This is a genomic window from Rubneribacter badeniensis (genome assembly GCF_002899695.1).
In the GTDB taxonomy this organism is placed as follows: Bacteria; Actinomycetota; Coriobacteriia; order Coriobacteriales; family Eggerthellaceae; genus Rubneribacter; species Rubneribacter badeniensis.
The window spans coordinates 121,393-137,044 of the sequence record NZ_PPEL01000001.1; the positions used below are offsets into that span (position 1 = coordinate 121,393).

Here is a 15,652-nt window from a genome sequence, read left to right on the forward strand (position 1 = left end):
CGGCGGGGTTGCGCCTCGTTTGGGGACGAGCGCGCTTGCCGTCCCGCCTTCGCCATGTTTCGCGTCCCCTCCCTTGCTCTTCCGCGTCGCCATCCTCGCGCGCCGCACCCCACGCCGTTCGCTTCCTGCTCGCGCCCTCGTCTTGTCGCGTCATTGCCCTCCCGCCTCGCTACGGCGCATGGGCTCCTCGTGCTCTGCGCCTCCCGCGCTTCTCACCCGCATCCTCTAGTCTGCCTTTCTTCGCTCTATATTGAACCAGGATTGACACGAGCTTGCATTCGCCCAATATCGAGCCGAGCTTCCCCTGGCCGGGCGCTTCGGAAGATCCCTTCCCGCCCGACGGGCGGGGCCTTCCGAAGCGCCGGCGGGGCCTCGCTCGGCGGACTGGCCCGGCCTACATCAACCTTGGTTTGACATAGAGCTTCCCCGTTCGTGGCGGGAATTGACGGAAAACCTCCGTCGGAGGGCTCGGCAACCCGTCGATCACGCTGCGTCTTTTCGGTATCCCCTGGTCGGTTGCGAGCGTTTTCAAGATGCGTCGAAGGCGATGGCGGATTTCCGAAAAAACCTGCCAAAAGGAGGGGCCCTTCTGCCGGAACGACATCGGTGGGCCGATGGGTGCGACGGATGCGGCGTTTCGGATGCGGCGTTCCGGATTCGGCGACAATCGTCCTTGTGCTTCTTAATGAGAACGATTATCATTTTATGGGTAACCGCACCGTCGAAGGAAAGGCGCTCCATGATCGATAAAACCGCGTTTCGCAGCTTGAGCTACGGCCTCTACCTCGTCGCCGCTACGGACGGCGAGCGTCGCGCCGCCTGCGTTGCCAACACGTTTCAGCAGGTCACGTCTTCGCCGTTGCAGGTGAGCGTGGCGCTGAACAAAGAGAACGCCACCACCGGCGTCATTGCCGACTCGGGCCGGTTCGCCGTGTCGTGCTTGGCGCAGGACGCCGCTATGGAGCTTATCGGCATGTTCGGCTTTCGGTGCAGTCTCGATGTCGACAAGCTGGCCGCGTGCGAGACGGGTGTCGATGGGGCGGGCGTTCCTTTCGTCTCCGAGCAGTGCGTTGCGCGGTTCTCCGTGCGCGTGGTGCAGACGGTGGACCTCGGCACGCACGTCCTCTACGTCGGCGAGGTGGAGGAGGCAGAGGCGCTGCGCGACGGCGAGCCGATGACCTACGCGCACTACCATCTCGTGAAGGGCGGCAAGACCCCGCCGAAGGCGTCGAGCTTCCTGCCCGAGGAGCCCTCCGAGGGCGCGGGCGGCGCTGCGGGCGCGGATGCGTCGGAGCCGACGAAGCCGAGGTTCGGTTGGCGTTGCACGCTGTGCGGCCACATCGAGTACGTCGACGAGCTGCCCGATGACTTCGTCTGCCCCGTCTGCGGGGTGGGCAAGGACATGTTCGAGCGCATCGAGCTGTAGGGGCGCCTCGCGCTTGCGCAAGCGGGTTCGGGCCGTCGGGTCCGAACCCGCTTCGCATCATATGTTCCAAGCGAGGAAGGCCCAGGTGACGACGCGGGGCTCGCGCAGACGCAGGGCCTTTTCGGGGACGCCTTTCTTGTCGGGCCGCCCCGCCCGCTCGTTGGCCACGAGGTTGTCGGCAAGCCAGGGGCGCAGGCGCGCGAGCGCCGCGGCGCGCTCCTTTTCGCCGACGAGCGCCGCGGTGGCGTCGTTCGCCATGCGGGCGAACGCGTCGTAGGCCTCGTCGGAGGAGTCGAACGTGTCGGTGCGCGTGCTGTCGATGTAGGCCACCTCGGGTCGCAGCCCCTCGTTCGCCAGGATGTTGAAGGCGTAGAGGTAGTCGCGGCCGAGCACGCTCTTGAGGCCGATGGCATTGAGGATGCGCTCGTCGGTGCGCGGGGACGTGCCCGTGGCGAGCGTGACGCACACGCGGCGGCGCGCCACGTCGGTGAGGCGCAGAAGCGAGTCTTTGAGGTCGGCCGTCGCCACCGAGCGCGAGGCCAAGGCGACGTCCGCCGCACCGGGGCGCACGCCGAAGCTGGGCCAATCGTCTTCCCAGCTCATCTGCTTGAGGGTTACGGTGCTTACGCCCTCTCGGTCAAGCGCCGCCCGCAGCTGGTCGAGCATGCCGCGCGAGAAGTCGGCCGCCACCACCTTATGGCCTCGCTTGCCGAGCGGCACCGACAGCGCGCCCGTGCCGCAGCCCATGTCGAACACCGTCTCGCCCGGCTCGATTCCGGCCAGCTCGAGGAACCGTTCGACATAGGGGTTCGGCGCGTCTTTCGTGGAGAACGTGGCGGCGCGCTTGTCCCAGTAGCCGGCGTCGTCGAACCGGCGTCGCTTCTGCTGGAGCCGCTTCCACTCGTCGTTCCAGTCGCGGGTGGTCAGCTGAAACTCGGCGGGTTCGGACATGTTGTTTTCGGGCATGGGAGGGCCTCTCGCTTCGCTGGTTGCCGGCATCGGCTACTATAGTAGCGAAAGGCGGCGCCCTTGTGCGCGCGGATCGCCGAATTTATCCCGAAACGAGGAGCATCCATCCCATGCACGTCGAACTGCTGTACCACACGCCCGACCCCGAGCGCGCCATCGCCACGGCGGCGCGCCTGTGCTACGCGCCCGTCGGCGCGGCCGAGCTCATGGAGACGATGCCCGAGGAGCGCGTGAGAAGCGTGCTGTCCACCATCATGGGCAGCGGCCACTTCTCCGCGCTCGAGCACGCCAGCTACACGTTCGCCGTCGACGGCGTGTCGCGCGCGCTCACGCACCAGCTCGTGCGCCATCGCATCGCCAGCTTCAACCAGCAGAGCCAGCGCTACGTGAGGTTCACGGACGGCCTGGCCACGGTGAAGCCCGAGAGCGTCGCAGCGAGCGAAGAGACGAGCACGGTGTTCGACGAAGCCATCGAGGCCGCCATCGCCGCCTACGAGAAGCTGCTGGCCGCCGGCGTGCCCGCCGAGGATGCGCGCTACCTCTTGCCCAACGCGGCCGAGACGAAGATCGTCATCACCATGAACGTGCGCGAGCTGCTGCACTTCTTCTCCTTGCGCTGCTGCAACCGCGCGCAGTGGGAGATCCGCGCCATGGCGCACCGCATGCTGGAGTTGGCGCGGCCCACGGCGCCGTTCATCTTCATGGACGCCGGCGCGCCGTGCATCCGAGGGAACTGCCCCGAGGGAAAGATGACCTGCGGAAACCCGTATCCGCGCGTGAAGAGAGGCTAGCATGGCCGAGCGGAAGGGCGATCTCGCGCGCGCGTTTACCGAGGACGGCGCGCTGAAAACCCACGTCGGCGGCCAAGCGCTCATCGAAGGCATCATGATGCGCGGCAAGCACAACTGGTCGGTGGCCGTGCGCGAGCCGAACGGCGGCATCTACGTGGAGGAGCACGACCTTCCCGGCCCGAAGGGCGGCGCGGACTGGCTGCGCTGGCCGCTTGTGCGCGGATGCCGCGCCATGGTCGAGTCTTTGGTGCTGGGGTACAAGGCGCTCGAGATCGCGGCGCTGCACGCGTTCGGGGAGGAGGAGCCCGACGAGCACGCGCGCCAGCCCCGCGCGGCTGGCGAGCCGGTGCCGCCTCCTGCAGCGCCTGGCGAACCCACGCCCCGTTCCATGGTGGCAGGCGAGCCGGCGCCGCCTTCCATCGCGCCCGTCGACGGGCCCGCTGGCGACGGGGGTTCCTCCGCAGACTCAAGGAATGAGGGCGCTGGTGACGAGCGCCCCTCTGCGGGCGCAAAGAGCGGGAGCGCCGGCGGCGGGAACGAGGGCACGGTCCCTTCGCAGCCCCTTTCGACGTCCCCGTCCTTCTCCTGGAAGGACGACTTCGGGCGCCCCGACACGATGATCGACGCGCTCGGCGCCCAGCGCGCGCTCGAGGTGGTCGAGGAGCCCGAGCCTCGGTCCGAGAAGAAGTCCTTCATGGACGAAGAGGTGGAGTTCGGCAAGAGGGAGATGGCGGTTTCCATGGCGCTCGGCCTCGTGCTGGGCGTGGTGCTGTTCATCGCGGCGCCGGCCTATCTCACGAACCTCGTCGTGGGCGAGTACGACTCGAACACGCTTCTGTGGAACGTCGTGGACGGCCTTCTGCGCGTGGGCGTGTTCGTGCTCTACCTCTGGCTCATCGGGCGCATGTCCGACATCAAGCGCATGTTCGGCTACCACGGAGCCGAGCACAAGGCCATCCACTGCTACGAGCACGGGCTTCCCCTCACGCCCGAGAACGCGCGCAGCTTCCCGCGGCTACACGTGCGCTGCGGCACGGCGTTCCTCATCATGGTGATGATCATCGCCATCTTCGTGTACACGGTCACGCCCATCAACGGCCTCATCGAGCTGTGGGGCGTGCCGGACGGGGCGCCGAAGCTTCTGCTCGTCATCCTCGCGCGCATCCTGCTCATGCCCGTCATCGCCGGCGTCTCCTACGAGATCACCGTGAAGTGGGCGGGCAGCCGCCCCGAGAACCCGCTCGTGAAGGTGGTGCTGTGGCCCGGCATGCAGATGCAGTACCTGACCACGAACGAGCCCGACGACGGGCAGATCGAGTGCGCCATCGCCGCCATGGAGCGCGTGCTCGAGCGCGAGCGCGCCGAAGAGAAGCGCGCCGTCGCGGGCGCATCCGGGCGCGCGTCCGCTGCCGCCTAGGGCGCATAGGGCGGCGCGCCGAGCGCGCGGAAGGCGATTGCTCCTGCGCCGAAGGCTTCGCCTGCGGTTCGCTTCGAGGGGCGCGATCCCGGAGCGGCCGGGGAGATTTCGCGTGGTTCGCGCGATTTCGCTTGCCCCCCCCCCCTGCGCTTTCTTGCTATACTCGTCCGAACTTGTTTCCGATTCGTTTTGGAGAGGTGGGCCGATGGAGCCAGCCCTGTCCGCACGGGGGTTGCGGAAGTCCTTCAAGCTGTCTGCCAAGCAGCGCAAGCTCGAACGCACCGACGTTCGCGTGAAGACCGCCGTCGACGGCCTTTCGTTCGACGTCGCGTTCGGAGAGGTTTACGGACTGCTCGGACCGAACGGCGCCGGGAAGACCACGACCCTGCGCATGCTCGCCGCGCTCGTGAAGCCCGACGAGGGGGACGCGTTCGTGGAAGGCGCGTCGGTCGTGTCCGACCCCATGCGCGTGCGCAGCCGCGTGGGATTCCTCACAAGCGAGCTCAAGCTTGAGGACGCGTTCTCGCCCGACTACCTGTTCGACTTCTTCTCCGAGCTGCGCGGCGTCGACGCGTCGTCGCGCGACGAGCGCAAGCGCGCGCTGTTCGCCCGTTTCGGCATCGACCGCTTCGCCCAGACGAAGGTGGCCGACCTGTCCACCGGCATGAAGCAGAAGGCGTCTTTGGCCGTGTCGCTCGTGCACGATCCGCGCGTCGTCATCTTCGACGAGCCCACGAACGGCCTCGACGTGCTCACGGCCAAGACGGTGACCGACTTTCTGCTGGAGCTGGCCGCCGAGGGCAGGACGGTGCTCCTGTCCACCCACATCTTCAGCCTCGTGGAGAAGGTGTGCGACCGCGTGGGCGTCGTCATCGACGGACGCATGGCGGCCTCGGGCACGTTGCCCGAGGTGACGGGTGGGCGCTCCCTTGAAGACGCGTTCTTCGACCTGTACGCGGCACGGGCAGGTGAGGCCCTATGAGCAGATGCGCCTTCGTCATCGCGCGCAAGGAGCTGGCGCGCTTCTTCAGCAGCAAAGTCTCGGCGTTCGTGTCCATCGCGCTGCCCGGCTTGCTGATCTTTTTCATGTGGACGTTCATGGGCGACGCGATGGGCAGCATGTTCGCTCCCGACGAGGCGAAGCGGCCCGTGGTGGCCGTGGTGAACGAGCCGGCCAGCGTCGCGGCGTTCGCGTCGTCCGCGGGCATCGACACGGCGGCTGAGGACGCGCTTCCCGGCGCCGAGGAGATGCGCGAGCGCATAGCGCAAGGGGACGTGCAGGCGTTCGCGGTGTTCCCCGAGGGCTTCGACGAGGCCGTGGCCGCCTACGACCCCGCGTCGGGAGAGGCGGCGCCCCAGGTGGAGGTGTACTTCAACTCCGTCGAACCCGACTCGGCCCAAGCGTACTCGATGTTCTCCTCGCTGCTCGACGCCTACGAGTCGTCGCTGTCGAACCGCTTCGACGTGAACGCGGGGGCGGGAGAGTACGACGTGGCCGACGAGCGCGAGGTCGCCGGCAGCGTCATGGTGTCCGTCGTGCCGCTTCTGCTGGTCATCCTCGTGTTCACGAGCGTCATGTCCATCGCCGCCGAATCGGTGGCGGGGGAGAAGGAGCGCGGCACCATGGCGACGCTTTTGGCGACGCCCGTCAGCCGGCGCGACATCGCGTTGGGCAAGGTGCTCGCGATCACGGCTATCGGGCTGCTCATCGCCGCTTCGAGCCTGCTCGGCATCCTCGCGGGGCTTCCGAGCATCATGCAGGGCGCCGTGGACGTGAACGTGTACGGGCCGGCCGACTACCTGCTCTTGGCGCTCGTGGTCCTGTCGACGACGCTTTTCGTCGTCATGCTGGTGGCCGTGGTGTCCACGCTGGCCAAGTCGGTGAAGGAGGCCACGATGCTCATGACGCCGCTCATGATCGCGGTTATGCTGGTGGGCGTCCTCGGCATGTTCGGAAGCGCTCGGGCCGAGGTGGGGTACTACCTCATCCCGCTGTACAACTCGGTGCAGTGCATGATCGGCATCCTCTCGTTCGACCTTCAGCCCGTCAACGTCGCGGCGTGCGTGGCGAGCAACCTCGCGGTCACTGCCGTGGGCGTGCTCGCGTTGCAGCGCATGTTCGACAGCGAGCGGCTCATGTTCGCCCGCTGACGTCCGCGCCGCGCTCGAATCCGAGGCGTTCGTTCGTCGAGCGAGAGTCCTCGGGGAAAGAGGCCCGGACGGCGCGCCGTCCGGGCGCGGGCTTCTGCCGGCCCCTGCCCGAAAGGCTCCTTTCGGAGGGGCTTTTGCTTTTTTTGCGAGTCGATTCCCTCGCTGTGGCTTCAGCGCGCTTGCCGTTTCGCCCGCTCTGCCTCCGATGCGTGCTCGGTGGTCTCGTCAAGCATCCGTAAACTCCCCGCCATCTGGGACGATGGCGCGCGTGCTAGACTTGGTGGACGTTCAGTCGGTGTTGGTCGGCCGCGGCGCCCTTCGCCATTCGCGGCCTTGAAGCGCAGGGGAGGGACATCTCGTGGCTCAGGCGATCGCGGTCGAGGACATCCGCAAGAGTTTCGGCGCGGTCGAGGCGCTCAAGGGCGTGTCGCTTTATGTTGACGAGGGCGAGAAGGTGGTCGTCATCGGCCCGTCCGGCTCGGGCAAAAGCGTGCTCATCCGCTGCATCAACGGCTTGGAAGTGCCCGACGCGGGCACGGTCGTGGTGGAGGGGATGAACCTGGCCGACCGCAAGGTGAACGCCCGCGCGCTCGCCCGAGACGTGGCCATGGTGTTCCAAAGCTACAACCTCTACCCGCACAAGACCGTGCTCGAGAACGTGACGCTCGCCCCCGTCAAAGTGCTCAAAGTCCCGCGCGAGCAGGCAGAGCGCGACGGCCTCGCCTACCTTGAGCGCGTGGGGCTGGAAAGCAAGGTGGACAAGTACCCCGACGAGCTCTCCGGCGGCCAGCAGCAGCGCGTGGCCATCGCCCGCGCCCTCAACATGCACCCGAAGATCATGCTGCTCGACGAGCCCACGAGCGCGCTTGACCCCGAGATGGTGCAGGAGGTGCTCGACGTCATCAAGTCGCTCGCCGAGACGAACATGACCATCGTCATGGTCACCCACGAGATGGGCCTGGCCCGCGAGGCGGCCGACAAGGTGGTGTTCATGGAGAACGGGCTGGTGGTGGATGAGGGCACGCCGCGCTACCTGTTCGACGAGACCGACAACGCCCGCGTCAAGAGCTTCCTGTCGAAGATACTGTAGGCGCGCATCCATGATCGCGAGGAGGACATTCATACGAGCATCGGCGATGGCCGCGGTCACGTTCGCGCTCGGCGGCGCGGCCGGCCTCTCGGGGTGCGCGTCCGATCCCAACGTGCTGCGCGTGGGCACGAAGATCGACGTGCCCGGTTTCGGGTTTCAGAACCCCGAGACGGGCAACATCGAAGGGTTCGAGGTGGACATCGCGCGCGAGTTGGCGAAGCGCATCAAGGGCAGTCCCGACGCCCTGCAGGTGACCGGCGTGAACGTGACCACGCGCGGCGCGATGCTCGACAACGGCACGCTCGACGCGACGTTGGCCACGTTCACCATCACCGAGGAGCGCAAGAGAAGCTACAACTTCTCGCGTCCGTACTACACCGACCACATCGGCGTGCTCGTGAAGCGGTCCTCGGGCATCGTCGATCTGGCGGGCCTCGACGGCAAGACCGTGGGCGTGGCGCTTTCGGCCACGACGCGCGACAAGCTCACGGCGGCTGGCGACGAGATCGGCATCCATATGAAGTTCGCCGAATACTCGACGTATCCCGAGATCAAGATCGCGCTCGTGGCGGGAAGGGTGGACGCGTTCTCGGTGGACCGCTCCATTCTGAACGGCTACGTGGACGACTCCACCATGCTTTTGGACACGCACCTCTCGCCTCAGGAGTACGGCGTGGCCACGAAGAAGTCGAACACGGAGCTGGCGGGGCGTATCGACGACGCCGTCGCCGCCATGCAGGCCGACGGCACGCTCGGAGCGCTCGAGGAGCGCTGGGGCCTTTCGGACGATGCTCCTGATCAAGGCGACGCGGACGGCGGGAAGGGAGGGTCGTAGCGTGCTCGACGTCTTCGCTCCCTACAAATGGCAGGCCCTGCTCGAGCGTTGGCCCGACATCCTTTCGGCGTTCGGCACCACGGTGGGCATCTCGGTGCTCGCGCTCGTCATCGCGCTTGCGCTCGGCATCCTGTTCGGCGTGCTGTCGGTGTCGCGCATCGCGGTGCTGCGCGGCGTTGTGCGCGTGTACGTGGAGATCGTGCAGAACGTCCCTTTGCTTTTGCAGGTGTTCGTGCTCTACGCCGTGTTCCCGCTTCTGGGGCTGTCGCTTGCGGCGTTCTGGATCGGGGTGCTGGCCATCGGCGTCTACCATGGCGGCTACATCTCCGAAGTGGTGCGCAGCGGCGTCGGATCCATCCATCGCGGGCAGTTCGAGGCCGCGAAAAGCCAGGGGTTCTCGTACTGGCAGACCATGTTCGTCATCGTCTTGCCCCAGGCGCTGCGCATCATCATGCCCCCTTTGGCCGTTCAGGCGGCCAACCTCGTGAAGAACACGTCGGTGCTCGCGCTCATCGCGGGCGGCGAGCTCATGTACTTCTCGAACTCGTTCGCGGGGGCGACGAGCTACTACGGGCCCGTGTACGTGGTGGCGGCGCTTCTGTACTTCGCCGTCTGCTTCCCCTTGTCGCGCTTGGCGCTCTACCTCGAGCGGCGCACGCGGGCGCATCGCCATCTGGCGACGGGCGATGCGACCGAGGAGCTGGGCGAGGATCCCCTCGAGGTCACGCCGGGCACGCACGACATCACGGGGCGCGCCGCCGCCGAGGCGCTGGCCGGCGGCGTGGGCACCATGTTCGAGACGGTGGACATCGCGCCTGCGCGCCGTGCTCCCTCGCCGCGCCACCCGCTGCATGTGCTGGGCGAGGCGCCGGACGGGCGCGGGCCGATGGAGCAGGCGTTCACCGGGCGCGTGGCGGCCGAGATCGCCGACGAGATCGGGCGCGAGATCGCCCAGGAGATCGCCGAGGAATGCGGCGGCGACGCGGCGTGCGCCGCGCGCGTCATGCGCACGAAGGCCGGCCGCGTGAAGGCGCACCGACGGCTCGAGCGGCGCGTGGCCGCGCGCCGGGGTCTCGAAGGGGCTGCGGGATCGGCGAACGCCGCCGAGCCCGCAACGTCCGACGCCGCCGCGGAGGGAGCGCGCGACTTCGGGGAGAGGGCCGGCTCGCGCTCAGCCCAGGCCGACGAGGTGCTCGCCTCGCGCGCCGAGACGGCTGCGAGCGACCGCATCAGCAGCGAGGCGCGCCGCCGCGCCGACCGGGTCGCCGAGGCACGCCTTGCCGAAGACGCGTTCCTCGACAACGTCGGCGCGCCCGGATCCGACGCCGCGGCCGCGCGGTCCGGTCGTGCAGGGGCGCCGCTCGACGAGGCCGCCCTCGATGCAGAGGCCGAGGGCGCGGCGTATCGGCGCGAGCGCGCAGAGCGCTGGCGGGAAGGCGATGCGGCCGCGCGGACGGGCGGGCCCGAAACGGCTGGATCCGACGAGGCCGAACTGGAAGAGGAGGCTGCGCGTGCCGAGCGCGAGGCGGATCGCGCCGCGCGCGAGGCCGAGGGCGCGAGCCGGGGAAAGGAGGATCGATGAGCGGGGTCGCCGAGCTTTTCACCTGGGTGAACATGCGGTTTCTCCTGCAGGGCCTCGGGATGACGCTGCTCATCTCGGCGCTTTCCATCGCGTGCTCGATCGTGCTGGGCACCGTGGTGTCGATCATGCGCACCTCGGGCAGCCGCGCGCTGCGCGCCGTCGCCGCGGCTTACATCGAGCTGTTCAAGAACACCCCGCTTCTGCTGTGGATCATGTTCACGTTCTTCGTGGCACAGCTGCCGCCCATCGGCGCGGCCGTGCTCGCGTTCACCCTGTTCACCAGTGCGAGCGTGGCCGAGATCGTGCGCGGCGGCCTGGCGAGCGTGCCGCATGGGCAGTACGAGGCCGCCCGCTCTCAGGGCTTCGGCACGGCGCAGACCTACGTTCAGATCGTCCTTCCGCAGGCACTGCGCAACATGGTGCCCGCGCTGCTCTCCCAGTTCGTGACCACCATCAAGGACACGAGCTACCTCTGGGGCGCCATGGCGCTGCAGGAGCTGATGGGCCGTGGCATGATCCTCATGAACAGCTACAACTCCACCGCGCAGATATTCGCCATCTTCGCCATCATGGCCGTGATCTACTTCGCCGTGTGCTTCGCGCTCTCGCAGATCGTGCGCGCCTACCAGCGGAGGCTGAGAGGCGCGCGCTGAGCGCGCCGCGCGTTCGGCCGCGGCGCGAAGAGCGCGGATCGCGACCGCTTCGTTGCGGCATCCCGGCTCCTGTCGCGCGGCGGCTGCTTCGGGGCGTCTTCGGGTGGCTCCCTCTTTCCTTCGAAGCCGCTTGCGGCATCGGGGAGGGCGACGCGCCGTCACTGCGCGGACGCGAGGTAGGGGAGGTAGGCTTGCGCGCTCTCGGGCACCTGGAACGTGACCGTTTGGCCGTAGGCCTCCACGGTGACGTAGCCGGGATCGTCGTAGGTGGTGACGGCGCCCTCGACGCCGGCGAAGGCTCCGTCGTAGGTGGCGGCGGGCTGCGCGTCGGCGGGCAGCGGGGCGGCCTTCCAGCTGTCGATGGCGAGCCCGTCGATGGCGGCGTCGAACTCGGCGCCCGAAAGCCCGGTGGCTTGGGCGATGCCGTCCCGGTTCGCCTCCAGGGTGTCCCTCACCCGGTCCTTCAGGCCGCTCATGTCGAGGGCGGCGTTCGTCGCGGTCGCCTTCGCCTCCTCGGCGGCGTCCGACAGCGCGCCGGGCAGCATGCCCCGCTCCGACAGGGCGAATGCGCCCGCTCCTGCGACGGCGGCGATGACGGCGAGTGCGAGGAGCGTTTTGAGTGCCTTTCCCATGGTGGCCTCTCCTTTCCGGTTCGGGCCTTTCTCTGGGAGGCCGCCGCGTGCGCGTCGGTGCTGCGTCGATGCTGCGAACGTGGGGCCTTTCGGCGGCGTTCCCTCCCATCAGCCTACCCGAGAACACGCCGCTTCACAAAACGCCCTCGGCATCTTCAGCGGACGGTTACGAAACCGCCATCCGATCTCCGGAAGCGATGGGGCCGGCGGGGGTGCCGCCTCGCGAGCCTGTGCGGGGCTCATGTTGGAAGGGCGTTCGATTCGCGTTTGAAGCGCGGAAGCGGCGCGTCGGCGCGGCGCTCGGAGCGCGCGTCCTGCGCATCGGGCACGCGCAAGGTCGGGTGGAGCTTTCGCTGGACGCGCGCCATGCCCGCGCAAGGTTCGCCCGCTATGCTGGATGCATGCGGACGAGCGGGCGGATCCTTGCATTTATAACAAATATGTTATAAACTGGCAGGGCCCCAGATACGGGGGAGGCATGGAGTTCGAAGTGGTGTTCTACCGGAAGGCCGACGGAACGCGTCCCATGGACGGCTTTCTGGACGGTCTGGAATCGAAGATGCGGGCCAAGACGGTGCGCGATATCAGGGCATTGCGGAGCAACGCGAACTTGCTGCGCGAGCCGCATTCGAAGTCTATGGGCGAAGGGCTGTTCGAGCTTCGCGTGCGGCAGGCGAACGGTGCCGTTCGGGTGTTCTTCTTTTTCTTCGCCGGTCGTCGGATCGTGGTGCTGAGCGGGTTCGTGAAGAAGAGCCAGAAGACGCCTCGCTCGGAGCTGAGGCGCGCGCTGAGGTATAAAGCTGATTGGGAGGAGCGGTTCGGCCATGGACGATCTTGACAAATACCATGAGGAGCAGATGGCGAAGGATCCCGAGTACGCTGCGGCGTACCGGGCTCTGCAGCCGGAATACGACATCATCGACGCGCTCATCACGGCGCGCGCCGAAGGGAACCTCACGCAGCGGGAGCTCGCCGAGCGCTGCGGCATGAGGCAAAGCGCCCTCGCCCGCATCGAGTCGGGCAACGCGAACCCCACGCTCAAAACGCTCAAGCAGCTCGCCGAGGGCATGGGAAAGGAGCTGCGCATCTCGTTCGTGTGACGCCGCGCCTTCGCGCGACCTGCTCAGACGGAGCCACCGCGCGGTTTCTTGCGCGGTCAGAGCCGAGCCGTGCGGGGACGCCCTCGCGCGTCCGGCCCGGCGCGGGACATTCCGTCGCCTCTGCAAGGCATCCCTTGTCCTCGCCCCTTGTCCCCGCGTCTTTCCGGGTCGCGCCGATTCTGCGCCGCTTCCGGCCAAAATCGTGTATGCTTACGTCTGCCGCGCGCAGACGGCGCGGCGAGCGCGCCGAAGCGCGTCATCCCCGCACACGTTAATAAACCATCGGGGCAGCCGTGTGAACGAAGACGGGCCGCGGGAGGCGGCCGGAAAGACAGGAGGGAACCGCGTGAAGCTGGTGGTAACCGAGAAGAACGACGCGGCGCAGAAGATCGCCGATCTTTTGGGCGCGAAGAAGCCGAAGGCGGACAAGGTGTACTCCACGCCCGTGTACCGCTTCGAGGTGGACGGCGAGGAATGGGTGACCATCGGTCTGCGCGGCCACATCCTCGAGCCCGATTTCACGCCGGCGATGGTGTACAAGAAGCGCGGCGGCTGGCAGGGCGTCACCGAGGAGGGCGAGACGTATCCCGCCGAGCTGCCCGACGTGCTGCCGAAGCCCCCGTTCAAAAAGAAGAAGCCCTTCACCGAGGACGGCGTGGAGCTCAAGTCGTGGAAGATGGACGCGCTGCCCTATCTCGTGTACGCTCCCATCAAGAAGCTGCCGAAGGAAAAGGAGATCATCCGCTCCCTCAAGAACCTCGCGAAGAAGGCCGACTCCGTGGTCATCGCCACCGACTTCGACCGGGAAGGCGAGCTCATCGGCTCGGACGCGCTCTCCTGCATCCGGGAGGTGAACCCGAAGGCGCCGGTGTCCCGCGCGCGGTACTCCGCGTTCACGAAAGAGGAGATCGCGCACGCGTTCGGCAACCTCGTGGCCGTGGACGACAACCTGGCCTCTGCCGGCGCGTCGCGCCAGGACATCGATCTGATCTGGGGCGCGGTGCTCACGCGCTACCTCACGCTCGTGAAGTTCGCCGGCTACGGCAACGTGCGCAGCTCGGGCCGCGTGCAGACGCCCACGCTCGCGCTCATCGTGGCGCGCGAGCGCGAGCGGCTGGCGTTCAAGCCGGAGGACTACTGGGTGATCAAGGGCGCGTTCGACGCCGACGCGCGGACGGGCCCCACGTCCGGCGAGGGCCCCGGCGCGTTCGAGGCGCCGCACGCCACGGCCCGCTTCAAGAAGGAGGCCGAGGCCGCCGCCGCGATGGCGCGCGTGGAGGGCGCGGCCAGCGCCACGGTGAGCTCCATCGAGAAGAGGAAGCGCACGGTGGCCCCGCCCGCCCCGTTCAACACCACCTCGCTCATGGCGGCCGCCTCGGCCGAGGGGCTTTCCCCCGCGCGCACGATGCGCATCGCCGAGAGCCTGTACATGGACGGCTACATCTCCTATCCGCGCGTGGACAACACCGTCTACCCCTCGTCGCTCGATCTTGCCGAGACGGTGCGCGCCATCTCCGGCAACCCGGCCTACGCGCCGTACTGCAAGGAACTGTTGGCGAAAGGCAAGCTCACCGCTACGCGCGGCAAGAAGGAGACGACGGACCACCCGCCCATCTACCCCACGGCCAAGGCCACGCCCGACGATCTGGCGCCCGCCGACTACAAGCTGTACAACCTCGTCGCGCGCCGCTTCCTGGCCACGCTTTCCGAGGCGGCCGTCGTGGAGGGCACGAAGGTGTCGCTCGACGTGAACGGCGAGCTGTTCGTGGCGAAGGGCGACGTGCTCGTGAAGCCGGGCTTCCGCGCCATCTACCCCTACGGCCTCAAGAAGGACGAGCAGCTGCCCGCGCTCTCGGAGGGCGCGCGCATCGCGTTCAACGGCGCTGCCTGCGCGAAGAAGCAGACCGAGCCGCCTGCGCGCTACAGCCAGGGCAAGCTCATCCAAGAGATGGAGAAGCTCGGCCTCGGCACGAAGTCCACGCGCCACGCCATCATCGAGCGCCTCTACACGGTGAAGTACATCCAGAACGACCCCATCGAGCCCTCGCAGCTTGGCATGGCGGTGTGCGACGCGCTCGACAAGTTCGCGCCGCACATCACGCATCCCGAGATGACGGCCGAGCTGGAAGAGGAGATGGACAACATCGCCGAGGGCCGCACGACCAAAGACGCGGTGGTGTCCACCTCGCGCAACCTGCTCGCCGAGCAGCTGGCCAGCTTGCTGCCGCACTCCGAGGAGGTCAAAGACGCGCTCGCCGACGCCGTAGCCGCCGACGCCTACGTGGGCCCGTGTCCGAAATGCGGCAAGGATCTGCAGCTGCGCGCGAGCCAGAAGACGCGCGGCATGTTCATCGGCTGCGCCGGCTGGCCCGACTGCGACGTCACCTACCCGCTGCCGAAAGGCAAGGTGGAGGCCGTGCCCGAGAAGTGCCCCGTCTGCGGCATGCCGCAGGTGAAGGTGACGGCGTTTCGGAGCAAGCCGCGCACCGTCTGCATCGACCCGAACTGCGCGACGAACAAGGAGCCCGACGTGGTGGTGGGCGAGTGCCCGGCGTGCAAAGCCGCCGGCAAGAAGGCGAGCCTCGTCGCTCAGAAGAACCCTCGCACCCTGAAGCGCTTCATCCATTGCGAGAACTACGACGAATGCGGCACGGGCTACCCGTTGCCCCAGTACGGCAAGCTCGAGGCCACGGGGGAGGTGTGCGAGCACTGCGGCGCGCCGATCGTGGTCGTCACCACCGCGCGCGGGCCGTGGAGGCTCTGCCCCAACTTCGACTGCCCCGGCAAAGAGCAGGACGGCGAGGGGAAGGCCGGCGGGAAGGCGCCCGCGCGCGGCGGACGCGCGGCCTCGACCAAGAAGGCGCCTGCGAAGGGGGCGCGGAAAGCGTCGGGCAAGGCGGCTTCCCGGAAATCCTAGCCCCTCCCTCCGTCGTCCGCTTGGCCCTTCTGTTCGTCCTCGGCCCGGTCGCGGCTTTTCGCCGCGCCGGGCCGCTCTCTTCTCGGATG

At 67.9% G+C, this 15,652-nt stretch carries 14 protein-coding genes; 12 read left to right on the top strand and 2 right to left on the bottom strand.

Annotation, left to right across the window (positions count from 1 at the left end):
• Positions 1–739: 739 nt before the first annotated feature.
• Positions 740–1,426, top strand: coding sequence for a flavin reductase (locus C2L80_RS00515; RefSeq protein WP_087195349.1), 687 nt, complete (start codon positions 740–742; stop codon positions 1,424–1,426).
• 57 nt (positions 1,427–1,483) lie between these two features.
• Here the strand turns inward: C2L80_RS00515 and C2L80_RS00520 are convergent, their stop codons facing one another.
• Positions 1,484–2,392, bottom strand: a complete 909-nt coding sequence (locus C2L80_RS00520) for a class I SAM-dependent methyltransferase (RefSeq protein ID WP_103262378.1) — start codon at positions 2,390–2,392, stop codon at positions 1,484–1,486.
• A 113-nt stretch (positions 2,393–2,505) separates the two neighbouring features.
• Between C2L80_RS00520 and thyX the strand changes: the two genes are divergently transcribed.
• From thyX to C2L80_RS00560, 8 genes are all read left to right on the top strand, one after another.
• Positions 2,506–3,186, top strand: coding sequence for an FAD-dependent thymidylate synthase (thyX, locus tag C2L80_RS00525; protein WP_087195347.1), 681 nt, complete (start codon positions 2,506–2,508; stop codon positions 3,184–3,186).
• Position 3,187: 1 nt separating this feature from the next.
• A complete protein-coding gene (locus C2L80_RS00530) occupies positions 3,188–4,603 on the top strand; it encodes a DUF1385 domain-containing protein (RefSeq protein ID WP_103262379.1) in 1,416 nt (471 codons plus the stop codon).
• Positions 4,604–4,808: 205 nt separating this feature from the next.
• Positions 4,809–5,585 carry an ABC transporter ATP-binding protein gene (locus C2L80_RS00535; protein WP_103262380.1) on the top strand — a complete coding sequence of 259 codons (777 nt, stop codon included), beginning with the start codon at positions 4,809–4,811 and terminating at the stop codon, positions 5,583–5,585.
• On the top strand, positions 5,582–6,754 hold the full coding sequence (locus C2L80_RS00540) for an ABC transporter permease (RefSeq protein ID WP_103262381.1): 1,173 nt from the start codon (positions 5,582–5,584) through the stop codon (positions 6,752–6,754). Before C2L80_RS00535 ends, C2L80_RS00540 begins: the two co-directional genes overlap by 4 nt.
• 358 nt (positions 6,755–7,112) lie before the next feature.
• Positions 7,113–7,844 (top strand): amino acid ABC transporter ATP-binding protein, encoded by a 732-nt coding sequence (locus tag C2L80_RS00545; protein ID WP_103262382.1) that lies wholly within the window; start codon positions 7,113–7,115, stop codon positions 7,842–7,844.
• Positions 7,845–7,890: 46 nt separating this feature from the next.
• Positions 7,891–8,679 (top strand): transporter substrate-binding domain-containing protein, encoded by a 789-nt coding sequence (locus C2L80_RS00550; RefSeq protein WP_239938613.1) that lies wholly within the window; start codon positions 7,891–7,893, stop codon positions 8,677–8,679.
• A 1-nt stretch (position 8,680) separates the two neighbouring features.
• A complete protein-coding gene (locus C2L80_RS00555; RefSeq protein ID WP_103262384.1) occupies positions 8,681–10,261 on the top strand; it encodes an amino acid ABC transporter permease in 1,581 nt (526 codons plus the stop codon).
• Complete coding sequence (locus C2L80_RS00560) at positions 10,258–10,914, top strand: amino acid ABC transporter permease (protein ID WP_103262385.1); 657 nt, start codon at positions 10,258–10,260, stop codon at positions 10,912–10,914. The genes C2L80_RS00555 and C2L80_RS00560 overlap by 4 nt, the downstream gene beginning before the upstream one ends.
• A 158-nt stretch (positions 10,915–11,072) precedes the next feature.
• Here C2L80_RS00560 and C2L80_RS00565 read toward each other — a convergent pair whose 3' ends face one another.
• On the bottom strand, positions 11,073–11,546 hold the full coding sequence (locus tag C2L80_RS00565; protein WP_087195339.1) for a hypothetical protein: 474 nt from the start codon (positions 11,544–11,546) through the stop codon (positions 11,073–11,075).
• Positions 11,547–12,072: 526 nt separating this feature from the next.
• Here C2L80_RS00565 and C2L80_RS00570 point away from each other — a divergent pair.
• The 3 genes from C2L80_RS00570 to C2L80_RS00580 all read left to right on the top strand — a co-directional run bounded on the left by C2L80_RS00570 (position 12,073) and on the right by C2L80_RS00580 (position 15,563).
• The gene (locus C2L80_RS00570; protein WP_224758749.1) at positions 12,073–12,384 is read left to right on the top strand and encodes a type II toxin-antitoxin system RelE/ParE family toxin; all 312 of its coding nucleotides are present in this window, start codon (positions 12,073–12,075) and stop codon (positions 12,382–12,384) included.
• Positions 12,371–12,646, top strand: coding sequence for a helix-turn-helix domain-containing protein (locus C2L80_RS00575; RefSeq protein WP_087195337.1), 276 nt, complete (start codon positions 12,371–12,373; stop codon positions 12,644–12,646). Before C2L80_RS00570 ends, C2L80_RS00575 begins: the two co-directional genes overlap by 14 nt.
• Before the next feature lie 346 nt (positions 12,647–12,992).
• Positions 12,993–15,563, top strand: coding sequence for a DNA topoisomerase I (locus C2L80_RS00580; protein WP_103262387.1), 2,571 nt, complete (start codon positions 12,993–12,995; stop codon positions 15,561–15,563).
• Positions 15,564–15,652: the final 89 nt, after the last annotated feature.